This window comes from Affinundibacterium danionis, assembly GCF_042432465.1.
GTDB lineage: Bacteria > Pseudomonadota > Gammaproteobacteria > Burkholderiales > Burkholderiaceae_D > Undibacterium > Undibacterium danionis.
Genome location: NZ_JBHLXJ010000018.1, coordinates 306,581 through 319,289, shown reverse-complemented (window position 1 = coordinate 319,289; position 12,709 = coordinate 306,581). Strand labels below are relative to the sequence as shown.

Genomic DNA, 12,709 nt, shown 5'->3' with positions numbered 1-12,709 from the left:
CCAGTGCGTTAAGTAGTTAAGCATTCACGTGTATAAAACAGAATTGGACATATTTTGAAATCCCTAAATCATAGTATCCGTAGTATAAAAATAAGTGCGATTGCATTGGGCTTGATCTTGGTGGGCATGAGCACAGCACAAGCTTCTGCCATTGAGCAATTTAAAGCTTTCGTGACAAATACCAAGACCGCAAAAGGCGAGTTTTTACAAGTGCAAATGAAGTCGGCAAATGGCGTGTCGAAAGTGGGCAAGTCATCCACCGGTACATTTAAATTTGCGCGACCTGGTAAATTTATTTGGGCCTATTTGAAGCCCTACGAACAAGTACTGCAAGCGGATGGTGACAAGCTGTATTTATACGATAAAGATTTAAATCAAGTGACCGTGAAATCTTTGGGTAACGCCATTGCTTCCAGTCCTGCCGCTATTTTGTTTGGTAGCGTTGAATTAGACAAAAACTTTGAGATGAAAGACGTTGGTCTGAAACAAGGTGTTGAATGGTTGGAAGCAACCCCTAAAACGAAAGACAGTCAGTTCGATACGATTGCAATCGGTATGAAAGACGGTGTTCCTGTCGGCATGGAGTTACGCGATAGTTTTGGACAATTATCCTTGGTCACTTTGAAAAATTTTGAGAAAAATCCAAGTTTCTCTGCCGACCAATTTAAATTTATTGTGCCACTAGGCGCGGAAGTTTTGCGTCAATGATGGGACATTCGCAAGCCTCGCTGCATCAACCTTTAGCCGAACGGCTACGTCCAAATAATTTGACGGAAGTCATAGGCCAGCAACATTTATTAGGTGAAGGTAAACCTTTACGCGTTGCCTTCGAATCAGGCGAGCCGCACTCTATGTTGCTGTGGGGGCCGCCAGGTGTCGGTAAGACTACCTTGGCACGCTTGATGGCGCAGGCTTTTCAAGCTGAATTTATCGCTTTGTCGGCGGTTTTATCTGGCGTGAAAGACATCCGAGATGCGGTGGAACGCGCTGAATATGTAAGAGCAACATCGCAACGTCGCACCATCTTATTTGTGGACGAAGTTCATCGTTTTAATAAGAGTCAGCAAGATGCCTTTTTGCCGCATGTAGAAAGTGGCTTATTCACTTTCATCGGTGCGACGACTGAAAATCCTTCATTCGAAGTCAATAGTGCCTTACTGTCGCGCGCTGCTGTGTATGTACTCAAATCGCTGAGCGAAGATGATCTAACTTTGATGTTAGATAAAGCTTGTGCGCAGGAATTAGATGGCTTGCAATTTACGGTAGAGGCGAAACAAAGCTTAGTGGCGAGTGCCGATGGTGATGGTCGTAAGCTGCTGAATAATCTTGATATCACTGCACGCGCTGCGCAGGTCAAAGCATTGACAGAAGTGGATCGTGATTTTTTAGCAGAGTGTTTGGGTGATACGCTACGTCGCTTTGATAAAGGCGGTGATGCATTTTACGATCAGATTTCGGCATTGCATAAATCGGTGAGAGGATCTAATCCCGACGCTGCTTTGTATTGGTTGGTGCGCATGCTAGATGGTGGTACCGATCCACGTTATTTGGCACGCCGCATTATTCGTATGGCGAGTGAAGATATCGGTTTGGCAGATCCGCGTGCATTAAGAATTAGTTTGGATGCTGCCGAGGTGTATGAGCGCTTAGGTTCTCCCGAAGGTGAGTTAGCGTTAGCAGAAGCGGTGGTGTATCTGGCCTGCGCGGCCAAATCTAACGCGATTTATATGGCTTATAAACAGGCACGGTTCTTCATTGCCAAAGATAAATCGCGTGGCGTACCCGAGCACTTGCGCAATGCGCCAACTAAACTGATGAAAGAGCTAGGCTACGGCAAACTTTATCGTTATGCACACGATGAGCCAAACGCCTATGCGGCGGGTGAAACTTATATGCCCGAAGGTTTGGAAGACCTTCGCTGGTATGAACCCGTGCCACGCGGTATGGAAATTAAAATCGCTGAGAAATTAGCGTATCTCCGACAGCTTGATCAAGATGCTAGTTAATTTTTGAGGCTAGTGTCGAAAACCATTTACCAGTATTTTTAGCCCGATTTTAGCTTGATTGAGCAGTGATAAAAATCCGAACTCACGGCGATTGTTGAGAGAATCACTTCAGCCGAAATTAACTCAATTCGCATAGTAGCGACCAAATCGATTTTCGCAAAACGCATCTAAGCTCGCTTGTTCTTGGCGTACTAAGCCGTGTTGCGGTAATTTTCCAGCAAGTAGTAATTCCACCATGGCACAGATACCGGATGCCGTTGTGAGCTGAATCGCGGAGAGTAACTGCCCGTTGACGGTTTGGGCATAGATTTTCTTTGCGTAGGATTCTTGCTCCAGTCGGCCATTGCGTTGACCAATGACACTCACAAAGATTAACACCACATCTTGTTTGGTGGTGGGAATCGAGGTTTCAAGCATCTCTTTTAAAATTGGACGGCGATCTGGTTTACCTAGCTCCAGATCGCGTATCAATACTTTGACTATGTCGCGGTGACCCAGATAGCGCACTGTTTTGTAGTTTAGATTTTCCACTTTTCCTTGTAGCGACTCACATAGCGAACCTAAACCCCCTGAGGTGTTGAATGCTTCATAGGCGATTCCATCTAAGGAAAATTGTTCTATTTCCTCTAAGGCTGAGGTTTCGCGTTGACGTCCATCAACGATGGCTTCGCAGGGGTTGCAGTACTCGTTGATGAGACCGTCGGTGCTCCAAGTTAAGTTGTATTTCAACGCGTTACTAGGATAGGTGGGAAGTGCGCCGACTCGCAAACTGACATCGCGTAAGCTAGTAAATTTGCTCGCAATATCATGGGCAATAATAGAAATAAATCCAGGGGCTAAACCACATTGAGGAACAAAGGCGCTGCTGGCATTTAACGCAAGTTGTTTGACCACTCGGGTACTTGCCACGTCTTCCGTTAAGTCAAAATAATGAGATTGGTTTTCTTTCGCGGCTTTGGCAATGATAGGTGTCAAAAAATAAGGACAGGCCGATAGTGCGACTTGCTGATCACGTAGTAGCGCCGTTACGGTCACTTGGTCACTAAGATTTGCGTGACGTATTTTGACACCAGGGAATTGCGCCAGTTCGATTCTTCGTAGTTGCTCTTGATCGTGATCTGCGACGGTAATGTCGTAGTCCCCTGTATGTGAGAGTAAATTTAAAATAGCATCGCCAATTTTGCCGGCGCCGAGAAGCATTAATTTTGTTTTCATTTGGTACTCCTGACTATTTGATGGAACTTCACCGTATCCTCTTCTTTATTTTTCTAGTGTAGTTGCTATCAGTGTCAGATAATAGAGATGAAATTGATGTCATATTGCTCAATATCGATACAATATGACGAACTAATGAAGCAAGATGTCTCTTTAAGTTTTGCTTGTGAATTGATGTAAGGCGATCGGAGTTAAAGTGAAACCAGTTTTGGATCAGATTGATAATAAAATTTTGGCCTTGCTAATGGATAACGCGCGAGTACCGGTGACAACGATTGCCCGGCAAATTGGTATCGCGCGTACGACGGTGATCGCCCGAATTCAGGGCTTGGAGAAACGTGAAGTGATCGCTGGCTATGGTGTGAAACTTAATCCAGTGATGTATCAGCCCATGGTCCGAGCGTATGTTGGTTTGTCGGTGGAGGCGCGCAATGCCGGTAGCTTGATCGCATTTTTAGAGCAAATACCGGAGGTGGAAAGTTTATGCGCTGTGAGCGGGTCGATTGATTATATGTTGACCTTGCGTTGTGCCAACACTGAGGTCTTGGATAGGCTGCTCGATCAAATCGGAAATCGTGACGGTGTGCGTCGAACCTCGACATCGATTATTTTGAGTAAACGTATAGACCGTTCTTCGATTTAAATTGGTTTGTGATGCAGGAATAAAAAATGGCCTAAAACTAGGCCATTGATTTTTGTACTGCGAGTTATTTTAATCGTCAATCAGGAATTGCTTTGAGCCTTGCTAGAGGGCTTTTTATCGTCGTTATTTTTCTTCGAATTGGCTGGTTCGCTAAATTTTTGCGAACTTTGCTGTAGAACTTGTAAATGCACTGAGGCCTTATCCATGCCGCTGCGATCAATCTGCAATGCAGCCTGACCACCATTTGCGCCGTCTGCTGGACAATTTTCCTGACACGCTGGCTGATTATTCATCTGAGACTGAGAAACCACAAATTCTTGGCTATAAGCAAAGCTAGCAAAGGCTGCCAGAGTAATACCGAGAGAAATTTTTTTCGTATTCATGATAGTCAGAACTCCAAATGAATCGCGTCGAAGCGATGAGTGTAAATCAAATTGCTTAATCTACGTCAAACTAATTGTAATAGATTTGTATCAAAAAAATATTCTTTTAATAATTTATTTGATGGGGCGGGTATTTATACTTAGCCAAACTGACATTTCGTGTTTTTTTTAAACATAAATCCAAATAATTACTGGAAAATGGGTCAGATTAGAATATTTTCTGCATTGATTTTTGAACCATCCTCACTTTAGCTGAGCGATTCCTTTGTTGATGTTTGTTGTTTTTCGTGCGCTTTATTAAATGGAGATTTATCGGTAGCGCTGAGTCGTTTTGCCGAAATGGTGACGGTTTGCATGCTGCTGTTGTTTTGGGTCGTATCGTAATCAGCTTTTTGTTTAGCATTTAAACGCTTGGCCGCGATGACGACCGTTTGTATGCTGGACTTTGTCGTAGGTACAGGCGACGCTGGTGTTGATGCGCTGACTGGATAAGAATTGTTTGCAAAACTCGTGGCGCAAAAAACGCCATTGATGATAAATGCGCTACATAGTGCGACTAGTTTTTGTATTTTGCTCGACATAGTAATTACTCCTTCGATGTGCTTGTTTGCGTTGATGTTGTGCTGATGTTGTTACTCTAAAGCCGAGCTGCGTCGTGTGCCAGCGGGATGCGATGAAATGCAGAATTGACGGTATCAACGCCCGATTCCTTGATGTAAATCGTATTTGCTTTTATGTTTATTTTTCTGTTTGCAGGTGTTTTGCTGCGGGCGCTGGCTCTGCTTCTATGGCGTTTTTCAAGCAGGCTATGCTGTGGCGATTTACTTCAGGTTTTACCGTAGTTACTTATCCGCTCTGTCTGCATAATCCGTTCACCCCACGAGTCGAGCACTTCATACCGTTAAAATTAAAGTTGGTCGGATACGGTAAGCAAATTTGCCTGCGATGTTTTACAGTGGATTTGCTTTTACAGTTTCTATATCGAGGATACATCATGAAAAATTCCACTAAACAGTATTTATACTCAGTATTGCGTCAAGCGTGGCAAGAGTTGCGTGCGCTTGGTAATAGAGCCGCCCAAGTATTGATGCAAACACCGTTGCCACGTTTATTAATGCTGTGCATAGGCATCGCATTATTGATTACTATCGTGCCTCTGATATTGACGCTGTTTGTGATATTCATGTTAGTGAAGCTCTTTTTGCTGTTGGTCGTTATGAATGTCCGTAGTCAAAAAGCGGCAGACAAACCACAGTGGTCTTACAAAGAAAGTGAAGATGCGCAATTGATACGCGTCGAGCAAATTACTTACCGTCACGACCAGAAATAAAACTTGGAAAATCTGTGCAGGTTTTGTTCGTGAAAATGCCCTCAATGTGAGGGCATTTTTTTGGTTGAATTATGAAAGATCTACTATTGATCCGCCATCGATCCGCTATTGGTTAAATCGATTTGCTCTGGGTATTGGGTAGATTTCTTTTTGGCGACCATCAATGTAGCGTACTTTCGTTCCATCAAAGTACGCGTCTTCTTCCAGCATGATGCGAATATCTTTTTTCCATTCGGGAATAGTGCTGGTCGCATTGAGTTCTATGGAATAGGCTGTGTTGGCGCGTAGCGCCTGATCACCCGTCCCGATAACATTGTTCTGGTTGTCCCACATACCGATTGCGGGACCTGCCGCATGACCATGGTAACCGATCGGATGCGAATAAATGCTTGCCGCGATATTTTCTTTTTTTGCTTGTGATAAGGCGTCTGTCAAAATTTGATTGCCGGTTTTGCCCTCTTTAAACTGTGAGGTCAAAATATCCTGTAAACGATTGGCTTTGGCGAAAGCTAGTCGTATGCTTTCGGGTACAGCGGTTTCACCCGGTTTTAAAATGTAGGCGTGCTGCTGAATGTCGGTATTGAGACGTAGATACGTGATGCCTATATCGACATGTATTAAATCACCAGGAAGAATAATATTATTCTTGGGACGCGACGCAAAACTACGTTGCGCTTGGTCATGATTATCCATACGTTGTATATCTACCGTAGGATGAAACCAAGTGTCATAGCCTGAATCTCGTATTTTTTGACGGAACCACCACACTACATCATCGCTGGTGGTGATGCCTGGTGTAATCACCAATTCAGAAAATCCTTCTTCAATAATTTTGTGTGTGGCGTTGATTAATTGAGGATAAAACTGCATCTCTCTAGCGGTACGAGTTTCTAACCAGCGTATCGCCAGCGGTTCGGCCGAGACGAGTTTGGCTTTTAAATTGCTAGGCAATCTTTGCGTGAATTCTTGATATTCCGTCTGATCTAAACCGTCAGCGTGGGCAAAATGCTGTGAAGTGTTAATCCCAATTTTTTGAGGATTACGCTGACTGATAAGATTGATAAGTGCGTCCCATTGTTCAGGGTATTTTTGCGTATCCCATGCCGCTTTAATATTGTCGCCAAAGTCATAGCGGGCGACGGCTAATTTTTCCAATTTTTTGCTTTGTAAATCGCGATAAAACACCAGTATGGTGCGGCGGCGCGCGCTCAACCATTCGGCTGGCAGCATGGTCTTTAACACTGGATCTTCATTGTACTCACGCCCTATGATGACCCACATATCGATCCCAGTTTGCGCCATCATTTCTGGCAATAAGTGCTCAAAGCGTTCTGCTAAGTTTTCGTTGATGATGCGTGCTTGTTCGCGAACCGGTAAAACTTGAGCCTGACTTAATGGTGTATAGCACATCGCTGCGATACCAAGTAGTTTTAGCGAGAGTAATAATTTTTTCATGAAAGATCCTTTTTGATCGAGACAAAGGGATGCAGATGGTAGCTGGGCGATACGAAAGATATTAGGCGAAAACTTATAAAAATCAGTTTATACGGCATTCGATAGATATCGTAAAGATTGACTATTTCGACCTTCATAAGTTCATCATTTTCTAGCCCGTTCTGGGATTTTTTTGATTGTCGATTATTGGTGGACTATTAAGTGACGATCGATCAACCTGATACGAGTTTTGCCTAACTAATGTTTGTTATTTTAAATTTTCTATAAAGCCTAATTTATTGACAATTTTGAGTTTGCTAATGATACTTGCCGCTCGTGATGTGCCTGATAAAAATAATAAGCCTAGACATTTTTTACCTGAACCGTATTCTTTAGAGTAAGCAAGGAATTCACTAATATGATTGCACTACAAAATATCCGTAAGACTTACCTACAAGGAGGGAATGAGATACGGGCTTTGGACGGCATTGATTTGTCTATCGCCAAAGGTGAATTTGTCGCCATCATGGGGCCTTCGGGTTCTGGTAAGTCGACTCTGCTCAATGTTCTTGGTGCGCTCGATAAGCCCGATAGTGGCACTTATCACTTAGACGCTGATGAAATTGCGAGTATGGATGATGATGCATCATCGGATTTGCGTAATCGACGGATAGGTTTTGTTTTCCAATCGTTTCACCTCTTGCCACGTTTGACGGTGTTAGAAAATGTCTTGTTGCCACAGCGTTATGCGGCCGTCCTTGATCCCAGTGCAGAGCAACGCGCACGTAGCTTGCTAACTCGTATCGGCCTAGGCCAGCGCATGACGCATCTGCCAGGAGAGCTGTCGGGGGGGCAATTGCAAAGAGCTGCCATTGCCCGTGCATTATTGAATCAACCTGCCTTATTGTTAGCAGACGAACCTACCGGTAATCTCGACTCGAAAAGTGCGGTCGATGTGCTGGAATTATTAGCCGAGTTACATGCTAATGGGCAGACTATGGTGTTGGTGACGCACGATCCTAATATCGCAGCAAAAGCACAGCGCACGATACATTTAAAAGATGGCAAAGTGGATGAGGTGCAGGTATGAAGTTGAGCAAAAATTTAACACGAAGCTTGCTTAGTTGGGGCAGTCTTTTATTTTTCTCATTGTCTCTCGTAGATACTCCTCTGTTAGCGGCAACGCTCAGTAAGCCAACTACTTTGCCCTTGAGTGGTACGCAAAATAAGACGCAAAATCAGGCGAAAAATAGATTAACCGCGTATCAGCGCCCTGTATTGATAACAGGTGAAGTACAAGCGATTGATTCGTGGCCTATTTTAGTTCCAGCAGCAAATGTATCTCCAGTGACGCTCAGATATTTTGTTCCCGAAGGGGCAAGTGTGAAGGCTGGCGAAGTTATTTTAAGAGTCGATTCGCAAGGTGATTCTGAGTTGGAGCGACTAGAGCTTGAGTTCGTGCAAACTCGTGAACGAGGGTTGAAAGAGATTGCAGAATTAGAGGTAAAAACGGTGGAAGCTGAGCGTGCATTAGTCACTGCTCAAAGTGCGCTAGCAAAAGCGAAAATTGATGCGGCTTTGCCGAAGGCGCAAATATCTGCATTGGACTTCGATAAATATCAGGGGGAACTTGGCAGAGCGACGAGCGATTTGCAGGTAAAGCTAAAGGCTTCAGATAACGCACGTGATGCGGTAAAAAGGAAACTGGAAGATAGTGAATTGGCTGTCAAGCGTTTGCAAATACAAATCGCTTACGCCAAGGTGAAGCAAGCGCAAAGTGAAGTCCGTGCGGGTCGTGATGGGATTGTTATTCACGGCTATGATATTTGGAATGGCAAGCGTTTGGATGAGGGCGGTTCAGCCCACATAGGTTCGATGGCGGGGCAAATTGTAGGCGCAGGGAAATTGAAAGTAGCTGCTTGGGTCTTGGAAGCGGATCGTCCGTTTTTAAAAGAAGGTCAGACGGTTGTATTGCGTTTTGATGCCATACCAGGTTCGTTGAGCAAGGGGCGAATCGAACACATTGCCAGTGCCACTGAAGCTAAGGCGATTTGGGGTAATGGTCGCTACTTTAAGACTGATATTACGCTAGCTGATGAGTCGGGGTTGTCGTTACAGCAGGGTATGAGTGTATCGATAGAAGTTGGCACTGAATCGGCTAATAATTTGGCAGATGATGCAAAAAATCAGCGTAAGTCTGATGCGCCGAGCAATCTCGATACGGCCTCAACGAAGGGAAATAAACTTAAAGTAAGCCAGAATACTGCGGACGTAGGCGCTAAGGATAAGCATGAAGAATTGAGTATAGAAGGCGAAGTTTTATCGCGGCTTTCGTACTCGATTGCACCGCCGAATATACAGCAGGTCTGGGAATATACTTTAGTGATGTTAGCGCCAGAAGGGAGTCAGTTGAAGGCAGGAGAGATGGCGGCGGTATTCGAGGCCAACGAAGTAAAAACTAGACTGGAAACTAACCTAAGTTCTCTCAAAGAAAAACAGCGCACATTAGAAAAATTGGTATTGGATCATGCTGAGTTAGCGAAGGCTGCTGACTTGGCCGTGAGTGAAGCCAAGAGCAATGCGGAGAAAGCCCAACGCAAAGCATCATTACCTAAAGAGTTGGTGAAACGAATTGAATACGATAAGTTGGTGATAGAACGCGATTTGTTTAATCAATTGGCGCTATTGTCGGAACGTCAGCGTGATGCGCAACAGCGTGCCAGAAGTGCCGAGTTCCGTGGATTAAAAACTGAAATAGCGCAATTGCAGCAAAGCATAAATGGATTGCAAAAGGGACAGAAGGACTTAACTGTTTTGGCAAAAAAAGCAGGGACGATGGTGCATAACAGTGGCTTTGACGGGGAAAAGTTTGCCGTAGGTAGCCGCGTATTTATGGGAAGTATGGTTGCCAATTTAGCAGATCCAGAAAAATTATATGTGGCTGCCAAGCTGCCTGAAGCTCAGGTCTCGCTGGTTAAATTAGGACAAACCGTTAAGATTGTGGCGCCCGGCGCAAATGCGCATCTTGCAGCGAAAATCATTGCACTTGGTCCAGTGTTTCATGGCAAATCCAAGAATCAACCTATCATAGTCAGAGATGTTGAAATCGAATTTGACGCCTTACCAAAAAATTTGAAACCAGGTACGGCGGTGCAAGTCAAATTAGTCAATCCTGTTTTGCCTGGAGTAAGACCTACTTCAACTTCAGTACCAACTTCAATGTCATCAACATCTAGATCGGCATCCACAGTAGGAGCATATAAATGAAAAAAATGGCTTTGATACTAATGGTGTCTGTACTTTGTAGTTGTAGTGACGAAAGTGATGCGGACAAACAGGCGATAGAGACCGTGACGGCGAAACCGTGGCAGGAAGCTTTAGTTGCGGAAGGTGAGATTAAAGCGGCAGCTAGCACGCCATTAAGCGTGCCGGGATCGGGCTGGGATAGCCGTAATTTGATATCGATGGTGCCAAGTGGGAGCTTGGTAGAAAAGGGGCAAGTCATCGCAAAATTTGATGCGGAACAAGCGCGTGTCAAATTATCTCAGGCCGAAATTGATTTGCTGCGTAAAGAATTGTTGGAAGTGGGTGTGCAGGCGACCGCTGAATTGGGACGTACGGAGTTGAAATCAGATAGTGCGAAGGTTGATGCGGATCTGTCCTTGAGTAAGCGTTATGCCAATGCGGACTTACAAATTTTTGCACAGAATAAGATCCTCGATACACTGGCCGACATTGGCTTTTTAAATCATAAGCAAAATTATTTGCAGTGGAAAAATACCCAAATTGGCGCTCGCAGTCAGGCCGAACAAGCAGTTATTACTTCGCAAAAAGATAGCGTGACTCTAACTATTGATCAGCAACGCAAGAGCTTATCGGCTTTGGAGTTAGTGGCGCCGCACCAAGGTGTCTTTTTATTGAAGGCTCGTTGGGATGGAACTTTTCCTCAGGTCGGTGGAAAATTGTGGGCGGGTGATGAATTTGGCTCTCTGCCCGATCTTGATCAGCAAGTTGCACGTTTTAGTATCGCTGAAGGTGCCGCATTTGGTTTAAAAGAAGGGCAGCCGATTAAGGTGCGTTTGTCCGGCACAGGTACAGAATTAGATCTGAAAGTGACGAAAGTTGGAAAAACAGCGAGCACTAAATCGCGAGAATCACCCGTTAAATATTCTGAGTTTGAAGCGACAATTGATAGTGCTCTGGTCAAAAAATTTGCCTTGAAGCCAGGACAGGCAATTACTGGTGAAGTAAGCTTATTAAGTGCGGCAAAAGTTATGACCGTACCGAATATTTCTCTGGTTCAGGAGGGCAGTGATTATTTTGTCTATTTGATGGAAAAATCAAAAATGCAAAAGCAAAAAGTGGAGCTGGGAATGCGTGGGCAAGTGCGCAGTGAGATTAAGTCAGGTCTTAGTGAAGGCGCTCAATTAGTTTTGATTCCGCTGAAGAAGGGTGTGAATTCATGAATCGTGCATTATTGATAGAAGCGGTGGTTGAATTAAAACGTCGTAAATTGCGTACAGGTTTGACTTTACTTGGGATGATCTTTGGGGTGGCGGCGATTGTGGCAATGTTGGCCGTTGGTGAGGGAAGTAAGCGCGAAGCTCTGCGTTTAGTTGCAGAGTTGGGATTGAATAATGTGCTATTAGAAAGCAAACAAATTGCCGCTGAAAAATTAAAAGATATACGGACTCGTTCTCTAGGATTGTCGGCAGCAGATGCCAATGCGGCGATGGCAGTCGTACCTGGAGCGCAGTCCGTTGCATTGAGAAAAGAAATTAAAGTAGATCAATTGGTGTATGGCATCAATATTGTTGCCGCCCGTGCTTTTGCGATATCGCGCAGCTATGCCGAACATGGTGGCCTATTAGTGTCTAATGGCCGTTGGTTTGTTCAAGAAGATAGCGACACTCTGGCACCTGTGTGTGTGTTAGGCGCTAGGCTCGCCAAGAGCTTATTTGGCGATAAAGATCCGGTAGGTGAGAGAATCAAGTTGAATCATACTTGGTTAGAAGTGGTTGGTGTCCTAACCGATCGTTCGGCTGGCAAAGCAGAATTTGAAGGGGTTAAATTAGGCTTAGATGACGAACGTTTATTCGTACCTTGGGAAAGCGGTCGTGCTCGATTTTTATTTACGCAGATTGAAGACGAGGTTGATGGTATTAGCTTACGCTTGGATGGGAAAAATTCACCAGACATTGCTGCCAAGGTACTGCAAACTTTAATAGAACAACGTCATGCCAATGCGGATGACACCAATCTGATTGTGCCTATGGGTTTGTATCGTCAGAATCAACAGACACAGCGTATTTTTACCATCGTTATGAGCTCGATTGCTGCGGTATCCCTGTTGGTTGGCGGTATCGGTATTATGAATATCATGCTGGCGAACGTTTTGGAACGACGTCGTGAAATCGGCTTGAAGCGAGCTTTGGGGGCACGTCGTCGTGATGTGGTGGAACAGTTTTTGGCAGAGGCTTTAGTGATCGCTGTCACTGGTGCTTTAATGGGCGTTGTGCTGGGCGCTATTGCTGCCTACAGCATCGCCACCTTGGCTGGGTGGTCGGTTGCATGGTCACCGATTAGTCTGTTTATCGCCGTGTCGATGTGTATTGCAGTTGGCTTGACATTCGGCGTATTTCCCGCTAAGCAGGCATCGCGTTTAGACCCGATTGCCGCTTTGCGTAGTGATGGATAG

General features: G+C 44.7%; 12 protein-coding genes. 8 read left to right on the top strand and 4 right to left on the bottom strand.

Going from position 1 to position 12,709, the window contains the following annotated elements; all coding sequences use genetic code 11:
* Nucleotides 1-54: 54 nt before the first annotated feature.
* Both lolA and ACFFJH_RS17470 read left to right on the top strand, forming a co-directional pair.
* Nucleotides 55-708 (top strand): outer membrane lipoprotein chaperone LolA, encoded by a 654-nt coding sequence (gene lolA / locus ACFFJH_RS17475; RefSeq protein ID WP_390214230.1) that lies wholly within the window; start codon nucleotides 55-57, stop codon nucleotides 706-708.
* Nucleotides 705-2,006, top strand: coding sequence for a replication-associated recombination protein A (locus tag ACFFJH_RS17470; protein WP_390214229.1), 1,302 nt, complete (start codon nucleotides 705-707; stop codon nucleotides 2,004-2,006). The genes lolA and ACFFJH_RS17470 overlap by 4 nt, the downstream gene beginning before the upstream one ends.
* A gap of 123 nt (nucleotides 2,007-2,129) precedes the next feature.
* On the opposite strand, the gene ACFFJH_RS17465 is transcribed toward ACFFJH_RS17470, so the two are convergent.
* Nucleotides 2,130-3,221: a saccharopine dehydrogenase family protein gene (locus ACFFJH_RS17465; protein ID WP_390214227.1), complete on the bottom strand. Its 1,092-nt coding sequence runs from the start codon at nucleotides 3,219-3,221 to the stop codon at nucleotides 2,130-2,132.
* Nucleotides 3,222-3,417: 196 nt separating this feature from the next.
* Between ACFFJH_RS17465 and ACFFJH_RS17460 the strand changes: the two genes are divergently transcribed.
* The gene (locus tag ACFFJH_RS17460; protein ID WP_390214225.1) at nucleotides 3,418-3,864 is read left to right on the top strand and encodes an Lrp/AsnC family transcriptional regulator; all 447 of its coding nucleotides are present in this window, start codon (nucleotides 3,418-3,420) and stop codon (nucleotides 3,862-3,864) included.
* An 80-nt stretch (nucleotides 3,865-3,944) separates the two neighbouring features.
* Here ACFFJH_RS17460 and ACFFJH_RS17455 read toward each other — a convergent pair whose 3' ends face one another.
* Nucleotides 3,945-4,247, bottom strand: a complete 303-nt coding sequence (locus ACFFJH_RS17455; RefSeq protein ID WP_390214224.1) for a hypothetical protein — start codon at nucleotides 4,245-4,247, stop codon at nucleotides 3,945-3,947.
* Nucleotides 4,248-4,495: 248 nt separating this feature from the next.
* Nucleotides 4,496-4,828: a hypothetical protein gene (locus tag ACFFJH_RS17450; protein WP_390214223.1), complete on the bottom strand. Its 333-nt coding sequence runs from the start codon at nucleotides 4,826-4,828 to the stop codon at nucleotides 4,496-4,498.
* Nucleotides 4,829-5,241: 413 nt separating this feature from the next.
* Here ACFFJH_RS17450 and ACFFJH_RS17445 point away from each other — a divergent pair, with 413 nt between their 5' ends.
* Nucleotides 5,242-5,577: a hypothetical protein gene (locus ACFFJH_RS17445; protein ID WP_390214222.1), complete on the top strand. Its 336-nt coding sequence runs from the start codon at nucleotides 5,242-5,244 to the stop codon at nucleotides 5,575-5,577.
* 105 nt (nucleotides 5,578-5,682) lie between these two features.
* On the opposite strand, the gene ACFFJH_RS17440 is transcribed toward ACFFJH_RS17445, so the two are convergent.
* Nucleotides 5,683-7,032, bottom strand: coding sequence for a M24 family metallopeptidase (locus tag ACFFJH_RS17440; RefSeq protein WP_390214221.1), 1,350 nt, complete (start codon nucleotides 7,030-7,032; stop codon nucleotides 5,683-5,685).
* Between the two features lie 397 nt (nucleotides 7,033-7,429).
* Here ACFFJH_RS17440 and ACFFJH_RS17435 point away from each other — a divergent pair, with 397 nt between their 5' ends.
* The 4 genes from ACFFJH_RS17435 to ACFFJH_RS17420 are packed head-to-tail and all read left to right on the top strand — an operon-like array spanning nucleotide 7,430 to nucleotide 12,709.
* Nucleotides 7,430-8,101: an ABC transporter ATP-binding protein gene (locus tag ACFFJH_RS17435; RefSeq protein WP_390214220.1), complete on the top strand. Its 672-nt coding sequence runs from the start codon at nucleotides 7,430-7,432 to the stop codon at nucleotides 8,099-8,101.
* The gene (locus ACFFJH_RS17430; protein ID WP_390214219.1) at nucleotides 8,098-10,278 is read left to right on the top strand and encodes an HlyD family secretion protein; all 2,181 of its coding nucleotides are present in this window, start codon (nucleotides 8,098-8,100) and stop codon (nucleotides 10,276-10,278) included. Before ACFFJH_RS17435 ends, ACFFJH_RS17430 begins: the two co-directional genes overlap by 4 nt.
* The gene (locus tag ACFFJH_RS17425) at nucleotides 10,275-11,477 is read left to right on the top strand and encodes an efflux RND transporter periplasmic adaptor subunit (RefSeq protein ID WP_390214218.1); all 1,203 of its coding nucleotides are present in this window, start codon (nucleotides 10,275-10,277) and stop codon (nucleotides 11,475-11,477) included. The genes ACFFJH_RS17430 and ACFFJH_RS17425 overlap by 4 nt, the downstream gene beginning before the upstream one ends.
* Complete coding sequence (locus tag ACFFJH_RS17420; RefSeq protein WP_390214217.1) at nucleotides 11,474-12,709, top strand: ABC transporter permease; 1,236 nt, start codon at nucleotides 11,474-11,476, stop codon at nucleotides 12,707-12,709. The genes ACFFJH_RS17425 and ACFFJH_RS17420 overlap by 4 nt, the downstream gene beginning before the upstream one ends.